The sequence below is a fragment of the Cryobacterium sp. MLB-32 genome (assembly GCF_000738085.1).
Classification (GTDB): Bacteria; Actinomycetota; Actinomycetes; order Actinomycetales; family Microbacteriaceae; genus Cryobacterium.
The window spans coordinates 17,115-37,697 of sequence record NZ_JPRS01000052.1; the positions used below are offsets into that span (position 1 = coordinate 17,115).

The 20,583-nt window shown below is 68.1% G+C and carries 22 protein-coding genes; 12 read left to right on the plus strand and 10 right to left on the minus strand.

Annotation, left to right across the window (positions count from 1 at the left end):
* Nucleotide 1: 1 nt before the first annotated feature.
* Entirely contained in the window at nucleotides 2-337 is a 336-nt protein-coding gene (locus JF66_RS07470) for a CHY zinc finger protein (protein ID WP_035876675.1), read from the plus strand.
* A 108-nt stretch (nucleotides 338-445) separates the two neighbouring features.
* Here JF66_RS07470 and crcB read toward each other — a convergent pair whose 3' ends face one another.
* From crcB to JF66_RS07490, 4 genes are all read right to left on the minus strand, one after another.
* Nucleotides 446-823: a fluoride efflux transporter CrcB gene (gene crcB / locus JF66_RS07475; RefSeq protein WP_035876678.1), complete on the minus strand. Its 378-nt coding sequence runs from the start codon at nucleotides 821-823 to the stop codon at nucleotides 446-448.
* Nucleotides 820-1,263, minus strand: a complete 444-nt coding sequence (locus JF66_RS07480) for a CrcB family protein (protein WP_231556342.1) — start codon at nucleotides 1,261-1,263, stop codon at nucleotides 820-822. The genes crcB and JF66_RS07480 overlap by 4 nt, the downstream gene beginning before the upstream one ends.
* Nucleotides 1,264-1,374: 111 nt before the next feature.
* Complete coding sequence (locus JF66_RS07485) at nucleotides 1,375-1,884, minus strand: universal stress protein (protein ID WP_051973262.1); 510 nt, start codon at nucleotides 1,882-1,884, stop codon at nucleotides 1,375-1,377.
* Nucleotides 1,885-2,189: 305 nt separating this feature from the next.
* The gene (locus JF66_RS07490) at nucleotides 2,190-2,549 is read right to left on the minus strand and encodes a helix-turn-helix transcriptional regulator (protein ID WP_035876682.1); all 360 of its coding nucleotides are present in this window, start codon (nucleotides 2,547-2,549) and stop codon (nucleotides 2,190-2,192) included.
* An 85-nt stretch (nucleotides 2,550-2,634) separates the two neighbouring features.
* Here JF66_RS07490 and arsB point away from each other — a divergent pair, with 85 nt between their 5' ends.
* From arsB to JF66_RS07510, 4 genes are read left to right on the plus strand one after another with little or no spacing between them, the layout of a single operon-like run.
* The gene (arsB, locus tag JF66_RS07495) at nucleotides 2,635-3,741 is read left to right on the plus strand and encodes an ACR3 family arsenite efflux transporter (RefSeq protein ID WP_255351516.1); all 1,107 of its coding nucleotides are present in this window, start codon (nucleotides 2,635-2,637) and stop codon (nucleotides 3,739-3,741) included.
* Between the two features lie 26 nt (nucleotides 3,742-3,767).
* Nucleotides 3,768-4,178 carry an arsenate reductase ArsC gene (locus JF66_RS07500; RefSeq protein ID WP_035876683.1) on the plus strand — a complete coding sequence of 137 codons (411 nt, stop codon included), beginning with the start codon at nucleotides 3,768-3,770 and terminating at the stop codon, nucleotides 4,176-4,178.
* A 2-nt stretch (nucleotides 4,179-4,180) separates the two neighbouring features.
* Nucleotides 4,181-4,852 carry an arsenate reductase ArsC gene (locus JF66_RS07505; RefSeq protein ID WP_035876684.1) on the plus strand — a complete coding sequence of 224 codons (672 nt, stop codon included), beginning with the start codon at nucleotides 4,181-4,183 and terminating at the stop codon, nucleotides 4,850-4,852.
* A 15-nt stretch (nucleotides 4,853-4,867) separates the two neighbouring features.
* Entirely contained in the window at nucleotides 4,868-6,187 is a 1,320-nt protein-coding gene (locus tag JF66_RS07510) for an FAD-dependent oxidoreductase (RefSeq protein ID WP_035876685.1), read from the plus strand.
* Nucleotides 6,188-6,518: 331 nt separating this feature from the next.
* Here JF66_RS07510 and JF66_RS07515 read toward each other — a convergent pair whose 3' ends face one another.
* From JF66_RS07515 to JF66_RS07525, 3 genes are read right to left on the minus strand one after another with little or no spacing between them, the layout of a single operon-like run.
* Nucleotides 6,519-6,797: a metal-sensitive transcriptional regulator gene (locus tag JF66_RS07515; RefSeq protein ID WP_035876687.1), complete on the minus strand. Its 279-nt coding sequence runs from the start codon at nucleotides 6,795-6,797 to the stop codon at nucleotides 6,519-6,521.
* A gap of 2 nt (nucleotides 6,798-6,799) precedes the next feature.
* Nucleotides 6,800-7,102 carry a rhodanese-like domain-containing protein gene (locus JF66_RS07520; protein ID WP_035876689.1) on the minus strand — a complete coding sequence of 101 codons (303 nt, stop codon included), beginning with the start codon at nucleotides 7,100-7,102 and terminating at the stop codon, nucleotides 6,800-6,802.
* Nucleotides 7,099-8,781 (minus strand): FAD-dependent oxidoreductase, encoded by a 1,683-nt coding sequence (locus JF66_RS07525; RefSeq protein WP_051973257.1) that lies wholly within the window; start codon nucleotides 8,779-8,781, stop codon nucleotides 7,099-7,101. The genes JF66_RS07520 and JF66_RS07525 overlap by 4 nt, the downstream gene beginning before the upstream one ends.
* 157 nt (nucleotides 8,782-8,938) lie before the next feature.
* On the opposite strand from JF66_RS07525, the gene JF66_RS07530 reads away from it, so the two are divergent.
* Nucleotides 8,939-11,029, plus strand: coding sequence for a heavy metal translocating P-type ATPase (locus tag JF66_RS07530; protein WP_051973264.1), 2,091 nt, complete (start codon nucleotides 8,939-8,941; stop codon nucleotides 11,027-11,029).
* A 35-nt stretch (nucleotides 11,030-11,064) separates the two neighbouring features.
* Here the strand turns inward: JF66_RS07530 and JF66_RS07535 are convergent, their stop codons facing one another.
* Both JF66_RS07535 and JF66_RS07540 read right to left on the minus strand, forming a co-directional pair.
* Nucleotides 11,065-13,287: a cation-translocating P-type ATPase gene (locus JF66_RS07535; RefSeq protein ID WP_035876690.1), complete on the minus strand. Its 2,223-nt coding sequence runs from the start codon at nucleotides 13,285-13,287 to the stop codon at nucleotides 11,065-11,067.
* Nucleotides 13,284-13,511 (minus strand): heavy-metal-associated domain-containing protein, encoded by a 228-nt coding sequence (locus JF66_RS07540; RefSeq protein ID WP_035876692.1) that lies wholly within the window; start codon nucleotides 13,509-13,511, stop codon nucleotides 13,284-13,286. Before JF66_RS07540 ends, JF66_RS07535 begins: the two co-directional genes overlap by 4 nt.
* Nucleotides 13,512-13,599: 88 nt before the next feature.
* Here JF66_RS07540 and JF66_RS07545 point away from each other — a divergent pair, with 88 nt between their 5' ends.
* Both JF66_RS07545 and JF66_RS07550 read left to right on the plus strand, forming a co-directional pair.
* The gene (locus tag JF66_RS07545) at nucleotides 13,600-13,968 is read left to right on the plus strand and encodes a metal-sensitive transcriptional regulator (protein WP_035876693.1); all 369 of its coding nucleotides are present in this window, start codon (nucleotides 13,600-13,602) and stop codon (nucleotides 13,966-13,968) included.
* Between the two features lie 106 nt (nucleotides 13,969-14,074).
* Complete coding sequence (locus JF66_RS07550; protein ID WP_051973258.1) at nucleotides 14,075-14,749, plus strand: response regulator transcription factor; 675 nt, start codon at nucleotides 14,075-14,077, stop codon at nucleotides 14,747-14,749.
* Nucleotides 14,750-14,817: 68 nt separating this feature from the next.
* On the opposite strand, the gene JF66_RS07555 is transcribed toward JF66_RS07550, so the two are convergent.
* Nucleotides 14,818-15,678 carry a universal stress protein gene (locus JF66_RS07555; protein WP_035876698.1) on the minus strand — a complete coding sequence of 287 codons (861 nt, stop codon included), beginning with the start codon at nucleotides 15,676-15,678 and terminating at the stop codon, nucleotides 14,818-14,820.
* Between the two features lie 217 nt (nucleotides 15,679-15,895).
* On the opposite strand from JF66_RS07555, the gene JF66_RS07560 reads away from it, so the two are divergent.
* The 4 genes from JF66_RS07560 to JF66_RS07575 all read left to right on the plus strand — a co-directional run bounded on the left by JF66_RS07560 (nucleotide 15,896) and on the right by JF66_RS07575 (nucleotide 20,518).
* Nucleotides 15,896-16,951, plus strand: coding sequence for a zinc-dependent alcohol dehydrogenase family protein (locus tag JF66_RS07560; RefSeq protein ID WP_035876700.1), 1,056 nt, complete (start codon nucleotides 15,896-15,898; stop codon nucleotides 16,949-16,951).
* Nucleotides 16,952-17,001: 50 nt separating this feature from the next.
* Nucleotides 17,002-17,862, plus strand: a complete 861-nt coding sequence (locus JF66_RS07565) for a universal stress protein (RefSeq protein ID WP_035876701.1) — start codon at nucleotides 17,002-17,004, stop codon at nucleotides 17,860-17,862.
* Nucleotides 17,863-17,986: 124 nt separating this feature from the next.
* The gene (locus JF66_RS07570; protein ID WP_156109689.1) at nucleotides 17,987-18,895 is read left to right on the plus strand and encodes a hypothetical protein; all 909 of its coding nucleotides are present in this window, start codon (nucleotides 17,987-17,989) and stop codon (nucleotides 18,893-18,895) included.
* 129 nt (nucleotides 18,896-19,024) lie between these two features.
* The gene (locus JF66_RS07575; protein ID WP_081882222.1) at nucleotides 19,025-20,518 is read left to right on the plus strand and encodes a benzaldehyde dehydrogenase; all 1,494 of its coding nucleotides are present in this window, start codon (nucleotides 19,025-19,027) and stop codon (nucleotides 20,516-20,518) included.
* The last annotated feature ends 65 nt before the right edge of the window (nucleotides 20,519-20,583 follow it).

Here is a 20,583-nt window from a genome sequence, read left to right on the forward strand (position 1 = left end):
GATGCCTCCCCGTCCTCACGTCCATGGCCCGGTCGTCGACGACCAGACCCGTTGCGTGCACTATCGCACCGCACAGGACGTGATCGCCATCAAGTTCGCCTGCTGCCGACGGTACTACCCGTGCTTCCAGTGCCACGCCGAAAGCGAGTCACATCCGGCCACACAATGGCCGGAAGCCGAATGGTCGGAACCGGCGATGCTCTGCGGAGTCTGCGCACTCGAGATGAGCATTCTTGCCTACCGTGCAACGACCCACTGCCCGAGGTGCGCCGCCGAGTTCAACGACGGATGCCGTCTGCACGCCCACCTGTACTTCGCCGTGCCCACCCCCGCCTGATCCGGGAGCGTCTGCCCCCGCTGGTCGAGGCGCGACGACGAAACGGTCAGAGCGAGCGCGTCGAGGTCCGTGGACCGAGCCCGTCGAGGTCCTCAGTACGGGCAATGCTCAGAGCGAGAGACCGATCCAGAGCCCGAATCCGGCAGCGACAACGGATGCCACGAGCATGCCGAGCCCGGCCGTCAACGCTGGCCGATACCGGCGTTGCTGCAGCAGTCGCACGGTCTCGATGCTCGCGGTGCTGAAGGTCGTGTACCCGCCGAGCAGACCACCGCCGAGAATCAGGTACCACTCCGTGGACACCAGGTTCACGAGCGCCAGCCCGGTGACGAGACCCAAGAGCAGCGATCCAGACACGTTGATCACAGTCGTGCCGAAAGGGAACGGCGTGCGCAGCCGCGAGCGCAGCAGGCCGTCGAACACGAACCGTGCGGTCGCGCCGAGCCCACCGGCGAGCGCAACCGCGAGAAAGGTGAGGGCGCTCATGCCGGCCGTCCCCGGTGGCCAGCGGCCCGGCGGTGCAGGGTGGCCGACAGCAGGATTCCCAGCCAGGTGGCGACGGCGCCCAGCACGAGGGTGCCACCGGCGTAGAGCAGCCCAGCGCCGACATCGCCGTCGGCGAGCAGCAGGCTCGTGTCGGTCGCGAGGGCACTGTATGTGGTGAAGCCGCCGAGCACGCCGGTGCCGATGAGCACGCGGACCTGGCGACGCCGCCCGGCGTCGGGTCCCCGGAGCACGAGCATCTCGAGCAGAGCGCCGAGCAGGAAGGCCCCGGTCACGTTGATGCTGAGGGTGGCCAGCGGGAATCCACCCGAGGGCGCCAGCAGCAGAACGGCCTCGCGCAGCGCCGTTCCGACGGTGCCGCCCATAAACACGAGCAACAGATACGGCCAGCGCAGGTGCACCGGATTGGCCTTGTCGTGCACGGGTCACCTACCAGTTCTCGCGGGGCGAAGAGGGTAGGAACCATTAGCGGGCGGGCTGTTCGAGCTGAGTGCTCCGGCGGGATCCATCCCCACACGCAGTTTACACGTGGGTCAGCTCGGCTCCCAGGGCAGGGCCTCATCGACGGCAACGGGCGCGAGCGGAATCACGACCACCGGCCGGTGTTGGCGATGCGCCAGGTGCGCCGCGACCGAACCGTTGAAGAATTCGCCCAGGCTCGCGCGCACGGTCGCCTCCCGCGTACCGACGACGATCATCGCGGCACCGAGGGTATCGGCGAGTCCGCCGAGGGCGAGGGCCGGGTCACCGGCGAGCGAGCGCGTAGACCAGACCACATCCACGTCGGCGAGCAGGGCGGTCAAATGCGCGAGCAGGCCCGGCTCGAATCCGGGCTCGCCCGGGTCGACAAGGTCCGGATCCAGGGGGATGCTGGTCATCGAGCCGTCGCCGAGGTCGAAGACCATGTAGCGATTCACATCAACGGATGCGCACACCAGTTCCGCGTTGAAACGCCGGGCGAAGGTCGCCGCCTGCAACACCACGGCATCCGGCTGGCCGGGAATAACTCCCACGATCACGCGAGCAGTCGGTTTCGCAGTCATGGCACTCCCGCTTTCGATGGTTCGACGCATTCACCCGCCTGGCGACCAGCCTGCCAGATCCAGAGACCGACGGCTCGCGCCGCGCCGCGCCATCCGCTCCCCGCACCGTCCCGCCGCGCACCCTCCGGAACCCGCAGCGCACCTTCCCCAGCGCAGCGCACCCTCCGGAACCCGCAGCGCACCCTCCGGAGCGCGGCGCACGCTCCTCCGTGCGCCAACCTCCCCAACCTGCGCCAACCCCCGCCACGCCCGCCCGCAGCGCACCCTCCGGAACCCGCAGCGCACCTTCCGGAGCGCGAGGCCCGTCAGACCGTGGCGAGCACCCCAGCTACGGAGTCCAGCGAGCCGGGCACGAGCCGGTAGTACGACCAGGTGCCGCGCTTGGACCGCGTGAGGAAGCCGCCGTCCACGAGCACCTTCAGGTGGTGGCTGATCGTGGGCTGCGACAGGTCGAGCTGCTCGGTGAGGTCGCAGACGCACGCCTCGGCGTCGCTGTGCGCAGCAACGATGGAGATGATCCGCAGCCGCGACGGGTCAGCGAGGGCCTTGAGCTGCCGCGCCAGATTGTCGGCCTGGGCGGGCGCGATGGACTCCTGCACGAGCGGGGAGCAGCACACGGCGGCATCCGTCACGTCGGTGATCGGGAGAGTCGTAGCGAACGTCATATGAACAGTCTCCTCCATAGATTGACATTTGTCGATGTATTGACCTAGCGTGGGCATCGACAGCGATCAATATATACGGAGACACGTGAGCACCGCACCCCGCCCCACCCGCCTGGGCACGACCGACCGTTTTCTCCCGATCTGGATTCTGCTGGCCATGGGCCTCGGCCTGCTCCTCGCCGTGTATGTTCCCGCGGTGGGCGACGTGCTGCACGCGTTCACCATCGGTTCGATCAGCGTTCCCATCGCCGTGGGCCTGCTCGTCATGATGTACCCCGTGCTGGCCAAGGTCCGGTACACGGATGCCCGCGCCGTGGCGAGCGATAAGCGCCTGCTGGTCACCTCGCTCGTGCTCAACTGGCTGGTCGGCCCCGCGCTGATGTTCGCCCTGGCCTGGATCTTCCTGCCCGACCTGCCCGAATACCGCACCGGCCTGATCATCGTCGGCCTCGCCCGCTGCATCGCCATGGTGCTCATCTGGAACGACCTCGCCTGCGGCGACCGGGAAGCCGCCGCCTTCCTCGTGGCCGTTAACTCGGTCTTCCAGGTCGTCGCGTTCGGTGCCCTCGGCTGGTTCTACCTGCAAGTGCTGCCCGGCTGGCTCGGCCTACCCACCACGAGCGCCGAATTCTCCATCTGGGCCATCACCGCGAGCGTGCTGGTGTTCCTCGGCATCCCGCTGCTGGCCGGCTACCTCTCCCGCCGCATCGGCGAGGCCCGCCGCGGCCGCGACTGGTACGAAGAGAAATTCCTGCCCAAGGTCGGCCCGTTCGCGCTCTGGGGTCTGCTGTTCACCATCGTGATGCTCTTCGCCCTGCAGGGAAACCAGGTCATCGCCAACCCGGGCGACGTGGCCCGCATCGCACTGCCGATGCTCGTCTACTTCCTGCTGATGTTCCTCGTCAGCTTCGTCGCCGGGCGCCTGCTCCGCATGACCTACGAGCGCACGACGACCCTCGCTTTCACTGCCGCTGGAAACAACTTCGAACTGGCTATCGCCGTGGCGATCGGAACCTTCGGCGCCCTCAGCGGCCAGGCCCTCGCCGGCATCGTCGGACCGCTGATCGAGGTACCGGCGCTCGTCGCCCTCGTCTACGTGGCCCTGTGGCTCAAGCCCCGCCTCTTTCCCACTCGAACGGATGCTGCCGCCGCGCCGGCAGCATCCGTCGCCCCCGACCGCACCCTCGTCTGACCCTCACCGGAATCAAAGGAACCCTCATGACCGACAAACCCACCGTCCTGTTCGTCTGCGTGCACAACGCCGGCCGCTCGCAGATGGCCGCCGGCTACCTCGCCGCCCTCTCCGGAGGCCGCGTCGACGTGCTCTCCGCGGGCTCCGAGCCCAAGGACCAGATCAACCCGGTCGCGATCGCGGCCATGCTCGAAGACGGCATCGACATCGCGAACAACGTGCCGAAGATCCTCACCACGCAGGCCGTGAAAGATTCAGACGTCGTCATCACCATGGGCTGCGGCGACGCCTGCCCGATCTTCCCCGGCAAGCGCTACGAAGACTGGCAGCTCGACGACCCGGCAGGCCAGGGCATCGAGTCGGTACGCCCCATCCGCGACGACATCAAGGCGCGCATCGAGGCACTGCTCGCCGAGATCCTGCCCGTCGAGGCCTGAGCATGAGCGAGTTCAGCGGTCGTCGGGTACAGCCCGGACTGACCTACCCGGAAGAGTCGCTCAAGCGACTGGCCGCCGAACTCAGCGGTTCTTTCCACGGCGTGTTCGCCGCAGAGACCGTGGAGCGTTACGTGCTCGAGAGCTACACGGCCCTGCTGCGCACGTCCACGGTGAAGGCGCACCTCAGCACCCGCACCGCACGCTTCGCGACCGAGCGCCTGACCGCCCTCGCCCAGGCCAAGGGCGCCATCGCCCAGTCCGTTCCCGAGGTTCTGTTCGTGTGCGAGCAGAATGCCGGTCGCTCGCAGATGGCGGCGGTCTTCGCGAACGCCCTGTCCGGCGGCGCCGTGCACGTGCGCTCCGCCGGTTCGGCGCCGTCGAAAGAGCTGCACCCGACCGTGGTCGCGGTGATGGCCGAAATCGGACTCTCCCTCGACGAAGCCTTCCCCAAGCCACTGACCGACGATGTCGTACAGGCAGCGGATGTCGTGATCACCATGGGCTGCGGCGACGCCTGCCCGATCTACCCCGGCAAACGCTACGTCGATTGGGAGCTCGTGGATCCGTCCGGCCAGTCGGTCGACGAGGTGCGACGCATCCGCGACCAGATTCGCGGCAACGTCACCGAGATGCTCGGATCCCTCGGTGTCGAGCCCGTGGCCCTGAACAACTAACCCAGAAAGAAACTGATGACCCTCGCGAGCCTCACCCTCACCACCCGGCCCGTCGTGCCGTCGAGCCGCCTCGACGGCCTGCCGGTCGCCATCATCGGCGCCGGGCCGGTGGGGCTCGCCGCGGCGGCCCAGCTCCTCGAGCGCGGGATCGATGCGGTCGTCTACGAGTCGGGGGCGCAGGCCGGCAGCGCGGTCGCGCTGTGGGGTCACACGCGTTTGTTCACACCGTGGCAGTATCTCGTGGACTCCGCCGCCGCCCGGCTGCTCGAACGTTCCGGCTGGAGCATGCCCGACGAGGCATATCTGCCCACCGGCCGCCAGTTGCTCGACGGCTACGTGCTGCCGTTGGCAGCTCTGCCGGAGCTGGCCGGCCGCATCCGATATGGCTCCACCGTTGTCGCGGTGAGCCGGCAGGGCATGGACCGCACCCGCTCCGGCGACCGCGCGGGCACCCCCTTCGTGCTGCGCGTGCAGACGGATGTCGGTGTCGTCGACGCCCACGCCCGTGCGGTGATCGACACCTCCGGCACGTATTCTTCGCCGAATGGGCTGCTGGCCTCCGGTCTGGACCCCGCGCACCTGGAGGTGCTGAGCGAGCGGATCGTGCACGCGCTGCCCGACGTGCTCGGCACCGACCGCGCCCGATTCGCCGGACGGCACACGCTCGTCGTGGGGGCGGGGCACTCCGCCGCGAACACCCTCATCGCGCTCGGCTCGCTGGCCGCGGACGCGGCGGGAACACGGATCAGCTGGGCCATCCGCTCGGCGACGCCCGTGCGCGTCTATGGCTCCGTCGAGGACGAGCTCGCGGCCCGCGCCTCGCTCGGCGCTCAGGTGCAGGCACTGGTTCGGTCCGGGACCGTGACGCTCGTCGATCGTTTCGAGATCGACGACGTGCTGCCGACCGCCGCGGGAGTGACCGTGACCGGCCTGCGCGCCGGCGAGCGCTTCACCGTGCAGGCCGACGCGGTCGTGGCCGCCACCGGGTTCCGACCAGACCTGGCGCCGCTACGTGAGATCCGGCTCTCGCTCGACGAGATCGTCGAGGCCCCGCGCGCGCTCGCCCCGCTGATCGACCCCAACCTGCACAGCTGCGGCACGGTTCCGCCGCACGGTGTCGTGGAGCTGACGCACCCCGAGCCCAACTTCTACATCGCCGGCATGAAGAGCTTCGGACGGGCGCCCACGTTCCTGCTCGCGACGGGCTATGAGCAGGTGCGCTCCATCGCCGACGAGCTCGCCGGCAACGTGGCCGCGGCCCGGCTCGTGCAGCTCGTGCTGCCCGAAACGGGCGTGTGCTCCACCGGCGACGATGCCGGTTCCTGCTGCTCCTGACCCCCGCGCCCATTCCAGATTCCCCTGGTCGTGAGCCGACTCGCCAACGCTCCCGGGAGTCCGACATACGGGGAGCGGAGCGTCACGAGATCGGCTCGCGCGGTCTCGAGACGCGCGCCAGCGCGCACTCCTCGACCAGCGGAATGGGGTGACGCGCAGGGATCATCCGCCGGTCGAGACACGAGGTCCCGCGCGCCCAGTTCCCCCCTTCCGCTGGTCGAGGAACGCCGTCTACGGCGCCGGTTTGTCGAGCTGGTCGAGACACGAGACCGCGTGAGCCGCCGCGTCAACGTTCCCGCGAGCATCCGCCCGCAACGGGAGGGACGGGCCGCTACGCGAGCGTCAGGAAGAGCTTCTCGAGTTCATCGACGGTGAGGGAATCCTTGCCCTCTGGCGTCTCGATGCACTCGCGCATCGCGGTCGAGACGATCACAAAACCGGCACGGTCGAGCGCACTCGAGACCGCGGCAAGCTGGGTGACAACGTCTTTGCAGCTCGCTCCGGCCTCGACGGCGGTGATCACCGCGCCGAGTTGCCCCTGAGCCCGGCGCAACCGGTTGACGATCTTCTTCTGCTGGGCAGCCATATCGAACTCGACGGAATCAGGCATGGTCAGGCACCCTGCTGAACGGGGAGACCGGCCTGCTGCCAGGCGATGGTTCCCCCGGCCACGTTGACGGTGTCGAACCCCTGGGTGGCGAGGTACGCGGCGGCCTGAGCACTGCGGCCGCCCGCGGCGCAGATCACATACACGGGGCTGCCTTCCGGGATTTCGCCGGTGCGGGCCACGACCTCGCCGAGCGGAATGTGGGTGACGCCGGCCACGTGCGCGGCGGCGTACTCGTCGTTCTCACGCACGTCGACCACGACGGCTCCGTCGAGGGCGGCAAGTTCGGTTACGGTGATCTCGTTCATGCGAGGATCCTTTCGGGTGCTTCGGTGGCTGATTCACGGGGGATGGAGCGAGTGGGAAGCGAGTCGCCGGCGAGCCAGGTTCGATAGCCGCCGTCGAGGTTGCGCACGTCGAAGCCGTGCTGGGTAAGAATACGCGCCGCCGTATGGCCGCGCTGGCCAACCTGGCAGTGCACGATGAGTGCGGCGTCGGGCAGCTCGGCGAGTCGGTCGCGCAGCTGGTCTAGCGGCACGTTGATGGCTCCCGGAATGCTGCCGTCCGAGAATTCGCCGGGGTTGCGCACATCCACGAGCACCTCACCGGCGGCCAGCGCCGCGGCAAGCTCGTGCCACTGCACGTTGCGGCTCGTGCCCGCGCGCAGGTTATCGGCCACGTAGCCGAGCTGGTTCACCGGGTCTTTGGCCGAGCTGTACTGCGGGGCGTAGGCCAGCTCGAGGCGGGTCAGGGCGGATGCCGTGAGGCCGCCGACCATGGCCGTCGCGATCACGTCGATGCGCTTGTCCACACCGTCGCCGCCCACGATCTGGGCACCGAGAATGGCGTCGGTCGCCGGGTCGATCAGCAGTTTCATGCTCATTCCCTGGGCTCCCGGGTAATAGCCGGCGTGCGATGACGGATGCGTGTGCGCTATCCGATGCGCTCGCCCAGCGGCCACGAGGCGCTTCTCGCTCCAGCCGGTGAGGGCGATCGTGAGACCGAAGAGCCCCAGAATCGAGGTGCCGAGCGCGGGGGATGACGGTTCCGGCTCGCCGGCGATGCTGTCCGCGGCCGCACGGCCGTGACGGTTGGCAAGGCCCGCCATGGTGACGAGCAGGGGTTCGCCGGTCAGGGCATCCGTTTTCTCCACGCCATCGCCGACCGCGTAGATGAAGGGATCGCTCGTGCGCTGGGTGTCGTCGACCCAGACGCCGCCACTCGCGCCGACGCGCAGTCCGGCCCGGGTGGCCAGCTCGGTGGCCGGGCGCACGCCGCTCGCGTCGATCACGAGGTCGGCCGGCACGGTGGTGCCGTCGCTGAGCTCAAGGGCGCCGTCAACGGATGCGCCGAGCACGGTGGTGTCGAGCCGCACGTCGACGCCGTGCTCGCGCAGGGTCGCCAGCACGGGGGCGGCCATTTCGGGGTCGAGCGGGGTGAAGACCTGCAGGCCGCGCTGCACGAGCGTGACGTGCACGCCGCGGTGCACGAGGTTCTCCACGGCCTCGAGCCCGATGAAGCCGCCACCGATCACCACGGCGGAGGCGCCCTCAGGCTTGGCCGCGAGCACGGACTCGATGTAGTCGACGTCGTCGACGGTGCGCAGGGTCGAGGTGGCCACGTTGTGGGCGCCCTCGTGGGCCGCGGCGCCGGCGGCCAGAATGAGCCGGTCATACGTCTCGGTGGAGGTCTCGCCCGTCAGGGTGTCCCGCACCGCGACGGTCTTCGCCACGGGATCGATGCCCGTGACCTCGTGGTTGATGCGCACGTCGAGGCGGAACCGGGCGGTGAGTGATTCGGGGGTCTGCAGCAGCAGCTGGGCGCGGTCCTCGATCAGGCCACCCACGTAATACGGCAGCCCGCAGTTGGCGAAGGACACGTACTGGCCGCGTTCGAACACCACGATCTCGGCCGTCTCGTCGAGCCGTCGCAGCCGGGTAGCCGCGGACATGCCACCGGCAACCCCGCCCACAATAAGTGTCTTCATGTGTAACCTCCTGCGCCAACTATACCCCAAGGGGTATGCTTGACGCCACCCCAGGCATCCACCTCTTCCCCGTTGTCTCCGTCCCGCCCCGGGTCAATTGCCCCCCTCTCGGGGTTAGGCTCGAACAATGAGCAGCACGCACGGGAACCAGAGCTCGATGGACCACAGCACCATGGACCACGGCGCCACAGACCACGGCAGCATGGACCACGCGGGTCACGGCGGCCACGCAGGTCACGGAGACCACGTAGGCCAGTTCCGGCGGTTGTTCTGGATCATGCTGGTGCTCGCCGTGCCCACCATCCTGTTCAGCGACATGTTCGCGAGCATCATCGGCTACGAGCTGCCCGACGTCACGGCAATCGCCTTCATCTCCCCCGTTCTCGGCACTGTCATGTACGTGTGGGGCGGTAAACCGTTCCTCACCGGAGCGGTCAGCGAGCTCAAGGCCCGCGCGCCCGGCATGATGCTGCTCATCGCCCTCGCCATCACCGTGGCCTTTCTCGCCTCGTGGGGCGCGACGCTCGGCATCCTCGACCACGCGCTCGATTTCTGGTGGGAGCTCGCCCTGCTCGTGGTGATCATGCTGCTCGGCCACTGGATCGAGATGCGCTCGCTGGCCCAGACGGGCACGGCGCTGGAATCGCTGGCCGCCCTGCTGCCCGACGAGGCCGAGCGCATCGACGGCGATCAGACCGTCATCGTCGCGCCCGCCGACCTGGTGCTCGGCGACGTGGTGATCGTGCGTCCGGGCGGCCGGATCCCCGCCGACGGCACGGTCACCGAGGGCACGGCCGACGTCGACGAGTCCATGCTCACCGGCGAATCCCGGCCCGTGTCCCGCGGGCCCGGCGACCATGTGGTGGCCGGTGCCGTCGCCACGGATTCCGTGCTGCGGGTGCGCGTGGATGCGGTCGGCGACGACACGGCCCTCGCCGGCATCTCCCGCCTCGTCGCCGAGGCGCAGTCCTCGTCCAGCCGCGCTCAGCGCATCGCCGACCGGGCGGCCGGCTGGCTGTTCTGGTTCGCCCTGGGATCCGGAGCCCTCACCTTCCTCGCCTGGACCCTGCTCGGCTACCCGGATGACGCCGTCATCCGCACCATCACCGTTCTCGTGATCGCCTGCCCACACGCCCTCGGGCTCGCCATCCCGCTCGTGGTGTCCATCGCCACCGAGCGTGCCGCGCGCGGCGGCGTGCTGATCAAGGACAGACTGGCCCTCGAGAGCATGCGCCGGGTCACCAGCGTGCTCTTCGACAAGACCGGAACCCTGACCAAGGGTGAGCCCGTCGTCACCCACGTGCACACCACGGGTGACGACTCCGACGACGAACTGCTCGGCCTCGCCGCGTCCGCCGAGGCGGACAGCGAGCATCCGTTGGCGAAGGCGATCATCGCGGCCGCCGACACCCGCGGCCTCACCGTCGACCGGGCGACCGATTTTCAGACCGAGGCCGCCACCGGCGTGACGGCCACCGTGGGCGGCCGAAAGATCAGCGTGGGCGGGCCCAGTCTGCTGCGAGCCCACGGGGCAACGCCGGTGAAGGTCACCGACGCCTGGTCCGAGGAGGGCGCGATCGTGTTGCACGTGCTCGACGGCGACCGGGTGATCGGCGCGATCGCCCTCGCCGACGAGGTGCGGGAGGAATCCCGGCAGGCCGTCGACGCCCTGCACGCGCTCGGAATCCAGGTGGTGATGATCACCGGCGACGCCGAGGCGGTGGCGCAGTCGGTGGCCGCCGAACTCGGCATCGATCGCGTTTTCGCGGGCGTGCACCCCGATGACAAGGCCGCGAAGGTTGCCGAACTGCAGGCCGAAGGCCGCACGGTGGCCATGGTCGGCGACGGCGTCAACGACGCACCGGCCCTCGCCCAGGCCGATGTGGGCATCGCGATCGGCGCCGGAACGGATGTCGCCATCGCCTCGGCCGGAGTCATCCTCGTCAGCGACGACCCGCGTTCCGTGCTGTCGGTGATCGAACTTTCTCGAGCCTCGTATCGCAAGATGACGCAGAACCTGTGGTGGGCGGCCGGCTACAACCTGATCTCCGTCCCCCTCGCCGCCGGAGTGCTGGCACCGATCGGCTTCGTGCTCCCCATGTCGGTGGGGGCGTTGCTCATGTCGATATCCACCGTGGTCGTGGCCCTCAACGCCCAGCTGCTGCGCCGCCTCGACCTGCAACCCGACGTGAGCGCCGCCGCCATCCTTGGCGACGACGCCCGGAAGCCCGCCCCCGCCCGGGTCTGACCACCACCACCACTCGTCAGGTTGAGAAGACCGGGCTACTGGGCGAGCGCCCGGAACCGGCGCAGCCGCAGGCTGTTCGTCACCACGAACACCGACGAGAAGGCCATCGCCGCCCCCGCGATGAGCGGGTTGAGCAGGCCGAGCATGGCAAGCGGAATCGCCGCCACGTTGTACGCGAAGGCCCAGAACAGGTTGGCCTTGATCGTGCGCAGCGTGCTGCGGGACAGCCGGATGGCATCCGCCGCTGCCATCAGGTCGCTGCGCACCAGCGTGAGGTCGCTCGCCTCGATGGCGACATCCGTTCCCGTGCCCATGGCAATGCCGAGGTCGGCGGTGGCGAGCGCGACGGCATCGTTCACGCCGTCGCCGACCATGGCCACGACGGCGCCCTTCGCCTGCAGCGCCCGGATGATGTCGGCCTTGCCCGCCGGCAACACGCCGGATGTGACATCGGTGATGCCCACCACGTCGGCGACCGCCCGCGCGACCACCTCGTTGTCGCCGGTGAGCAGCATTGGCGTCAGCCCCAGGCTGCGGAAATGCGCCACGGCAGCGGCACTCGTGGGTTTCACCTCGTCGGAGACGCCCACGATTCCGCGAGCCTTGCCGTCCCAGGCCACGACGACCGCGGTCTCTCCGCGACTTTCGGCCATGCCGAGCACGGCCTGAAGTTCGATGGGGAGCGTGATGCTCCACGACTCGGCGAGCCACTGGGGGCGGCCGACGAGCACGAGGTGCCCGTCGACGACGGCCTGCACGCCGAGGCCCTGCTCGGAGGCGAATGACTCGGCCACGGGCAGTTCGCCCACGCGCGCCACCGCCCCGGCCGCAATGGCCACGGCGATCGGATGCTCCGACCCGCTCTCTGCGGCGCCGGCAAATCGCAACAGCTCGGTGTTGCTGCTGCACTCGATGGCGGTGACGGTGGCGACCGTCATCCTGCCGGTGGTGACCGTTCCGGTCTTGTCGAGCACGATCGTGTCAACCCGGCGGGTGGATTCAAGCACCTGCGGACCCTTGATCAGAATGCCGAGTTGGGCACCGCGGCCGGTTCCGACGAGGAGGGCCGTTGGCGTGGCGAGGCCCAACGCGCAGGGACACGCGATGATCAGGGTTGCCACCGCAGCGGTAAACGCGAGCTCCGCGCCGCCGCCGACCAGTAGCCAGACAGCCAGGGTGCCCAGCGCAAGAAGGATCACAATCGGAACGAAAATGGCCGAGACACGGTCGGCGAGACGCTGCACGTCGGCCTTGCCGGTCTGGGCCTGCTCGACCAGACGGCCGATGTGGGCGAGTTCCGTGTCGGCCCCCACCCGGGTGGCCTGCACGACGAGCCGACCACCCGCATTGAGAGTGGCACCCACCACGGAATCGCCGGGGCCCACCTCGACCGGAACGGATTCCCCGGTGAGCATGCTGGCGTCCACGGCGGAGTTGCCATCGACAATGTCGCCGTCGGTGGCGATCTTTTCGCCAGGACGCACCACAAACCGGTCACCGACCACGAGTGTCGACGTGGCGACGCGTGTTTCGACACCGTCGCGCAGCAGCGTGGTCTCTTTGGCACCGAGTTCGAGCAGGGCGAGCAGCGCGGCACCCGACCGTCGCTTGGCGCGGGCTTCGGCGTAGCGACCGGCCAGAATGAAGACCGTGACAGCGGATGCCACCTCGAGATAGATCTCGCCGGCTCCGCCCTGCGGCGATGCGGTGAAACTGAACCCCATGGTCATTCCCACCATGCCGGCCGTGCCGAAGAAGAGGGCATAAAGAGACCAGCCGAGGGCCGCGAGCACTCCGACGCTCACGAGGGTATCCATCGTGGCGGCGCCGTGGCGGGCATTCGTGAACGCGGCGCGGTGGAAGGGCCAGGCCCCCCAGACAGCCACCGGAGCGGCGAGGGTGAGCGCGAGCCACTGCCAGTTGTCGAACTGGAGCGGGGGGATCATCGAGAGCAGGGCCACCGGCAGCGCCAGCGCCGCCGACACGAGCAGCCGCTGGCGCAGCAGGTCAAGCTCACGGTCCGGTCGATCAGCGGGGGCCTCCGGCGGCAACGGCAGCGTCGCGGTGTACCCGGTGGCCTCAATGGTGGCGATAGCGTCCTCCACCGAGGTGCCGTCCGGTATCGACACGGTGGCCTTCTCGGTGGCGTAGTTGACCGTGGCCTCGACCCCGGGCATCCGGTTCAGCTTCTTTTCAATGCGAGCCGCACACGACGTACAGGTCATGCCCCCCACCACGAGGTCGATCTGGGCACTCATGAGTGCTGCAGGGCGAGCTGGTACCCAGCTTCCTCCACAGCGGCCGCGACGGCCGGAAGATCGAGATCCTGCGCACTCGTCACCGTGACGGCGGACTCGCCGCCCACCACGAGTTCGACGCTCACGCTCTCTGCACCCGGGATCAGGCCGATCTCTTCTGTGACACTCGCTACGCAGTGCCCACAGGTCATGCCGGTCACGTGATATGTGTTGACGGTACTCATCGGTTAACCTCAGTTCTTGTCGATCACCCCCGATGGGGCTATTCTTAAGCATACCCCTCGGGGGTAGCAAACACGAAGGATGCACGCCATGCAGCACGAGAGCACGCACGCCCCACTCGCCAAGCCGGCCGACTCGCACGGTGCCGACTCGAACGGTGCCGATTCGCACGACGGCGCCCACGGGTATATCTCCAACAAGGACGACTACCTCAAGCGCCTCCGCCGCATCGAGGGACAGGCCCGCGGCCTGCAGGGGATGGTCACCGATGACAAGTACTGCATCGACATCCTCACGCAGGTCTCCGCCATGACCAGCGCCCTGCAGTCGGTGGCCCTGGGCCTCCTCGACGACCACCTGAACCACTGCGTGCGCCATGCCGCCGAGGCCGGCGGCCCCGAGGCCGATGCCAAGATCGCGGAAGCCTCGGCCGCCATCGCCCGCCTCGTCCGTTCCTGACCCACCTCGTCTACGGCCGTTCGGCCCTACACGTGGTCACCCATTCGGGAGATACTTAACAGTCCGAAAGCGGGTCGTGCCCGCCCTCAGGCACGAGAGGAGCACGATGCCCGACAGCACACGCACAAAACCGGGTGCAGTCGACCGGCCCATGCGGGTCTTCATCCTCGACGACCATGACCTCGTGCGCCGAGGCCTGCGTGAACTGCTCGAGGGCGAGGGCTTCGACATCGTCGGCGACACCGGCCTGGCCGAAGACGCCACGCGCCGCATCCCCGGGCTGCGACCGGATGTATCCATTCTCGACGCACGTCTTCCCGACGGCACCGGTATCGAAGTGTGCCGCGACGTGCGCTCGATCGATCCCACCCTGCAGTGCGTGATCCTGACCAGCTACGACGACGAGCACGCCCTGCGCGGGGCCATCCTCGCCGGCGCCGCCGGATACGTGCTCAAGGAGATCCGCAGCGACGATCTGCTCGACACCATCCGTCGAGCCGCCGCCGGAGAGAACCTCTTTGATCCCGTAACGCGAGCGGCCGTGATCCAGGGCATGGCCGACCCGCAAGACGCCCGCCTCGCCTCGCTCACCCCGCAGGAGCGTAAGGTTCTCGACCTGATCGGCGAAGGCCTGACCAACCGCGAGATCGCGCAGTCCATGTTCCTGGCCGAGAAAACCGTGAAGAACTACGTGTCCTCGATGCTGGCCAAGCTCGACTTCCAGCGTCGCACCCAGGCCGCCGTTTATGTTGTGAAACAGCGCGTGGACAACCAGCGCTGACGCCATCCGCCGCCCGACGAGAGCGGATGCGCCGACCCCGGGCCGTCGCATCCACTCTCGTCACACGCTCAGGACTTCGCGTGCCGCGTGCGCGTGATGACGGTGGGGCAGGGTGCCTGACCGAGCACCTCGTGGCTGACCGAACCCATCCACAGGCGACTCAGCGCGCCTCGACCGTGACTGCCCACCACGAGAAGCTGCGCGTTCACCGCCGCATGGAGCAGCGCCCGAGCCGGGGTGGAATCGGTCACGAGAATCTGATGAACGATGAGGTCGGGGTAGCGCGTCGTGAGGCCGGCCACCGATTCCGCCAGCACCACGCGTTCCTCATCGAGGCGCTCGGCGATGCTCTCCTCGGGGATGTATTTGAGCACGCGCTGGGTAGGAACGCGCGCGGCATAGACGGCCGTGAGGTCCTGGCCGGTGCGGTCGGCCTCGGCCGCGGCAAACTCCACGGCGTCGAGCGCATCTTCCGACCCGTCAACGCCGACGACCACGCCGGATCGATCACCGAACGGCAGCTCCGGAATAACGGCCACGGGGCAGGCACTCTGGGCCGCGATCTGCAGGCTCACGCTGCCAAAAAAATCCCCGTCGTACCCGGTCTTGCGATCGGTTCCCACCACGACGAGGCTCGCGTCGTGCGACAACTCGCTGAGCACGTGAGGTGCCGTGCCGGTGCGAAGCGTCGCCGTCGCGGTCACCGTGGGGGCGAGTTCAGCGGCGCGCGATTCGATCTGCCGAACGAGTCCCTGCTCCTCATCGATGATGCTGTTGTAGTAGCCGTACCCCTCGGCCAGCCACGCGGCCTGCACGGTGTGCACGAGGGCGACGGGAACGTCCAGCTCCTCCGCCCTCCGCAGCGCCCACTCCAACGCGGTCGCGCTGGGTTCCAATTCATCGACACCGACGATGATTTTCCGGTCCACGGTTCTACCTCATCTTTCGAAGGGGGTGTCGTCGTTGACGGCCTCCCGGTTGGGCCAGCCCAGTCGCCGCCCACGCTCACTATCCCGCATCCGCCCCGGCACTGCTAGGGGCGGAAGTCCCGGCGGGACGCCGTTATGACTTTCGGCCCTAGGCCTGCGCGCCCGACCCCCCTACTCTAGGTGTCACCGCACACCGCGACCCGATGAGGAGAAGAACATGAAGGCACTCGTTTATGGCGGCCCCGGCCTGAAGAGCTGGACCGACGTTCCCGACCCGAAGATCGAAAACCCCACGGACGTCATCGTGCGCGTGGACACCACCACGATCTGTGGAACCGACCTGCACATCCTCAAAGGCGACGTGCCCGCGGTGGCCGTCGGGCGCATCCTCGGCCACGAAGGAGTGGGCACCATCACCGAGATCGGCGACTCGGTGTCGAGTCTCGCCGTCGGCGACCGCGTCATCATCTCCTGCATCAAGTCCTGTGGCCACTGCGTCAACTGCAGCGCCCAACTCTTCTCGCACTGCCTCGGCGACGAGGGCGCGTCGGGCATCGGCTGGGTATTCGGCCACCTGATCGACGGCACCCAGGCCGAGTTCGTGCGCGTGCCCTACGCCGAGAACTCCGTGCACAAGCTACCGGAGGGCGTCACCGACGACCAGGCGGTCATGCTCTCGGACATCCTGCCCACAGGTTTTGAAATCGGCGTGCAGTACGGCCGGGTCAAGCCCGGCGACGTCGTTGCCGTGATTGGCGCCGGCCCGGTGGGCCTCGCCTCCATCGCAACCGCCGGGCTCTACGGCGCTGCGACCATCATCGCGATCGACCTCGACGAGAACCGCCTCGCACGCGCCAGGGAATTCGGGGCGACGGATGTCGTGGTGTCCGGTTCCGCAGACTGGAAAGAGCAGGTCTTGAACCTCACCGACGGCGCCGGGGTCGACGTCGCCATCGAAGCCGTGGGCATTCCGCAGACCTTCACCATGGCCACCGAGATCGTGCGCCCCGGCGGGAACGTGGCAAACGTGGGCGTGCACGGCGCTCCCGTCGACCTGCACCTCGAAAACCTATGGATCCAGAACATCAACATCAGCATGGGATTGGTGAACGCCAACACCACCAAAATGCTGCTCAAACTCGTCGCCAAGGGCAAATTGCCGGCCGAAAAACTCGCCACGCACCATTTCACGTTCGACCAGTTTCTCGACGCCTATGACACGTTTGGACGCGCGGCCGAAACTAAAGCACTTAAGGTCGTCATCGCCCGCTAGCATTGCGCTGGAGTGCAGCGTTTCCTGTTTTTCGGTGGAGGGAAGAGAACGTGATTGACAAGTCGATCGTTGCCTGGGACGGCCGCCCGCCCTCGAAGGCCGCACTGGACTGGGCCCTCGAACGCTCCGCCGGCAGCGAACTCATCATGGTTCGGGTGGTCGACCGCACGAGCGAGTCCGCGGACTACTTCATGCCGGAATCGGTAGCGGTGACGGCTCCGATCGCCCTCCAGAACGATGTGCGGCGCGTGCAGGAAGCGCACCCTTCCGTGCGCATACGGTCGGAGGTGGTTCCGGGCGACCCGATTGAGGAGCTCAAGCGCCTCTCGACCGAGAACGCTCTGGTGGTGGTAGGAACGCATCGCCGCGACGGCCCCACCGTGCGCTATGAATGGTCGGTCGGGGCTCGCCTCGCCGGCGCGGCGAACGGACCCGTCGCCATCATCCCCGAGAACGACGGAACGCGGGGCGTCGGCGTGGTCGTGGGCGTCGACGGTTCCGCCGCCGCCCTCGCCGCGGTGCATTTCGCGGCCGCCGAAGCCGCCCGCACAGGCGACGAGATCCACGCCATTCATGCCTGGCAGGAACCGCTCGTCTGGCCCGAATCGGCTATCCCCGACATGGAATTCCTCAAGTCCCTCGAAGACATCCACCAGAACGTTCTCGATGAGTCCGTTGCGCTGATTCAGGAGAGCTACCCGGATGTGTGCGTGCGGTCGTCCCTGGTGCGCGGCGCCCCACAATGGGCGCTCCTGGAGGCCGCGCGGGGTGCCGCCCTGCTCGTGGTGGGCAACCATGGCGTGCACGGCATCAAGCGCTTTCTGCTCGGCTCGGTCAGTCATTCCCTCGTGCTCAACATCCAGTCCCCCACGGTGGTGGTGAACGCCGCGACCACCGCCGTCACCGACTGACTCGCGGCCCTCGCGGCCCTCGTTTACGTGGGCGGCACTCGATGGAACGAATGCCCGCCGACCAGACACGTGCCGCGGCGACGTCTGTCAGCGTGGCCGGATCAGACCCGGCTAGGGTTTTGGTATGAGGTCTTTCGCTGCAGCGCGCCACCGTTTCTCTGCACTGGCGATGATTGCGGCCCTTCTCGGCACAGCGCTCGTGGCCGGTCTGGCACCCGCGCCGGCGTACGCGGCACCGCCCCGGGCGTCATCCGAGGCCGACGAACCGGCCCCGTTCGACCCGGGCTCGATCGTCAGCGACTACAACTTCTTCAATCCGGATGCCATGACCGAGGACGAGATCCAGACCTTCCTTGAGGAGCGCAGTTGCGTGCGCACCGATACCGCCGCCTGCGCCTGGGAATACCGGGAAGACACCACCGATCAGCCGGTCCAGGCGGTCGGCCACTGCAGCGCGTATCCGGGCGCGCCCCACGAAAAGGCCAGCCGCATCATCGCGAAAGTCGCCGAGGCCTGCACCATCTCACCGCGGGTGCTGCTCGTGTTACTGCAGAAGGAGCAGTCGCTGCTCACCCGCCCCACCGAGAGCGGCTACCTGCGAGCCACCGGCTACGGCTGCCCTGATACCGCGGACTGCGACGCCGAGTACTTCGGCTTCTTCAACCAGGTGTACAATGCGGCCTGGCAGTTCCGGCAGTACACCCAGGAGCCCGACCGTGCCTACCAGCGCGGCGCGGTCGACGTGGGTTTCAACCCTAACGCCGAGTGCGGCGCGAGCACGGTACAGATTCGCAATCAGGCCACCGCGAACCTCTACAACTACACGCCGTATCAACCCAACGCGGCGGCGCTGGCGAACATCGGCGACACGGGCGACGAGTGCTCAACCTACGGCAACCTGAATTTCTGGGCGTTCTACGAACAGTGGTTCGGCGATCCCGCTTCCACACCGTATCCGGCCGTGCTCGGCGAGTGCCTGAACTACCCGGCCGGCCAGGCCTGCCGCGCACCGGAGCTGCTGCCCACGCGCTGACGCGATTCCTGGCCCGGTCGGGTCACGATCCGAACCTGCCTGGTTATCACCCGTCTGCGGGTCTTGAAGTATGCCTATCTATATAGGTAGTGTGAGATTCCGTGCACGTTCGCAGGACAAAGGAGTCCCATGACCCTCACCATGAACCATACCGATGCCCCTCGATTCCTCGACCCGGTTGCCTGGTCCGGGCGGATCTACATCGATGGCGCCTGGGTCTCCGGTTCCGGCGGCCACATTCCCGTGATCGAACCCGCGACGGGGGCCGAGATCGGTCGCGTGGGAATCGCCGGCCCGACCGACGTGACCACGGCCGCAGCCAACGCCGCTGACGCACAGAAGGCCTGGGCCGCCACTCCTCACCCGGTGCGCGCCGGCGTGCTCCGCCGGGCCGCGGCACTACTCGAGCAGCACGCCGCCGAGATCATGGACTGGAACGTGCGCGAGGTCGGCGCCGTGCCCGCGCTGGCCGGCTTCGCCCTGCACGTCGGCGCCCAGGAGTGCTACGAGGCGGCCGCGTTGCCGTCGCATCCACTGGGCCAGATGCTGTCGAGCGAGGAGCCGAGGCTCTCGTTCGCCCAGCGCGTGCCTGTCGGGGTCGTGGGTGTCATCTCCCCCTTCAACGTGCCGATCATCCTCGGCATCCGCGCGGTCGCACCCGCGCTCGCACTCGGCAACGCGGTCGTCCTCAAGCCCGACCCACGCACCGCGGTCACCGGCGGTGTGATGATGGTGCGCATCTTCGAGGAAGCGGGGCTTCCGGCCGGCCTCCTGCAGCTGGTCACCGGCGGCGCGGATGTCGGGGAAGCCATGGTCGCCGATCCCAACATCCGCGTGATTGCCTTCACCGGCTCAACGCGGGCCGGACGCGCGGTCGGTGAGCTTGCGGGCAAATATCTGAAACGTGCCCACCTCGAACTCGGTGGCAACTCCGCATTCCTCGTGCTCGCCGATGCGGACGTCGACAAGGCGGTCAACCTCGCGGCCTGGGGCTCGTTTCTGCACCAGGGCCAGATCTGCATGACGGTCGGCCGTCACCTCGTGCACGAGAGCATCTTCGACGAGTATGTCGAGAAGCTCGCCGCGAAAGCGGACTCGCTGGCGGTGGGCAACCCCGCCACCGACCAGGTACACCTCGGTCCGATCATCGACGAGAACCAGCGGGACCGGGTTCACCGCCTCGTCACGGCCTCCATCGAAGCCGGGGCGCAGCTGAAAGCCGGCGGCACCTACGACGGGTTGTTCTACCGACCGACCGTCCTGGCCAACTCGCCGCTGGACGCGCCCGCGTTTTGTGAGGAGGTGTTCGGACCTGTCGCCTCGGTCGTTCCGTTCAGCACGGACGATGAGGCCGTGCGCATCGCAACGACGACCGAATACGGCCTCTCGCTCGGCATCGTGACGGCCGACGCCCTCCGCGGCCTCGAACTCGCGCAGCGGATCCCCTCCGGCATCGTGCACATCAACGACCAAACGGTCAACGACGAGGCAAACACCCCTTTCGGCGGCGTCGGCTCCTCGGGCACCGGATCGAGACAGGGTGGTGCGGAGGCCAATATCGACGCGTTCACCGAGACCCGCTGGATCACCCTCCGCCGAGTACCCGGCGCCTACCCCTTCTAGGAGAAGGTCTCCCGCCCCTGATCACTCATCAGGGGCGGGAGACGCACGAGCATCGGCCGCCGGAA

Coding starts and splice junctions, on each gene's coding strand:
- JF66_RS07470 (WP_035876675.1), top strand. CDS start 2: ATGCCTCCCCGTCCTCACGTCCATGGCCCGGTCGTCGACGACCAGACC.
- crcB (WP_035876678.1), bottom strand. CDS start 823: ATGAGCGCCCTCACCTTTCTCGCGGTTGCGCTCGCCGGTGGGCTCGGC.
- JF66_RS07485 (WP_051973262.1), bottom strand. CDS start 1,884: ATGACTGCGAAACCGACTGCTCGCGTGATCGTGGGAGTTATTCCCGGC.
- JF66_RS07490 (WP_035876682.1), bottom strand. CDS start 2,549: ATGACGTTCGCTACGACTCTCCCGATCACCGACGTGACGGATGCCGCC.
- JF66_RS07500 (WP_035876683.1), top strand. CDS start 3,768: ATGACCGACAAACCCACCGTCCTGTTCGTCTGCGTGCACAACGCCGGC.
- JF66_RS07505 (WP_035876684.1), top strand. CDS start 4,181: ATGAGCGAGTTCAGCGGTCGTCGGGTACAGCCCGGACTGACCTACCCG.
- JF66_RS07510 (WP_035876685.1), top strand. CDS start 4,868: ATGACCCTCGCGAGCCTCACCCTCACCACCCGGCCCGTCGTGCCGTCG.
- JF66_RS07515 (WP_035876687.1), bottom strand. CDS start 6,797: ATGCCTGATTCCGTCGAGTTCGATATGGCTGCCCAGCAGAAGAAGATC.
- JF66_RS07520 (WP_035876689.1), bottom strand. CDS start 7,102: ATGAACGAGATCACCGTAACCGAACTTGCCGCCCTCGACGGAGCCGTC.
- JF66_RS07525 (WP_051973257.1), bottom strand. CDS start 8,781: ATGAAGACACTTATTGTGGGCGGGGTTGCCGGTGGCATGTCCGCGGCT.
- JF66_RS07530 (WP_051973264.1), top strand. CDS start 8,939: ATGGACCACAGCACCATGGACCACGGCGCCACAGACCACGGCAGCATG.
- JF66_RS07535 (WP_035876690.1), bottom strand. CDS start 13,287: ATGAGTGCCCAGATCGACCTCGTGGTGGGGGGCATGACCTGTACGTCG.
- JF66_RS07540 (WP_035876692.1), bottom strand. CDS start 13,511: ATGAGTACCGTCAACACATATCACGTGACCGGCATGACCTGTGGGCAC.
- JF66_RS07545 (WP_035876693.1), top strand. CDS start 13,600: ATGCAGCACGAGAGCACGCACGCCCCACTCGCCAAGCCGGCCGACTCG.
- JF66_RS07550 (WP_051973258.1), top strand. CDS start 14,075: ATGCCCGACAGCACACGCACAAAACCGGGTGCAGTCGACCGGCCCATG.
- JF66_RS07560 (WP_035876700.1), top strand. CDS start 15,896: ATGAAGGCACTCGTTTATGGCGGCCCCGGCCTGAAGAGCTGGACCGAC.
- JF66_RS07570 (WP_156109689.1), top strand. CDS start 17,987: ATGAGGTCTTTCGCTGCAGCGCGCCACCGTTTCTCTGCACTGGCGATG.
- JF66_RS07575 (WP_081882222.1), top strand. CDS start 19,025: ATGACCCTCACCATGAACCATACCGATGCCCCTCGATTCCTCGACCCG.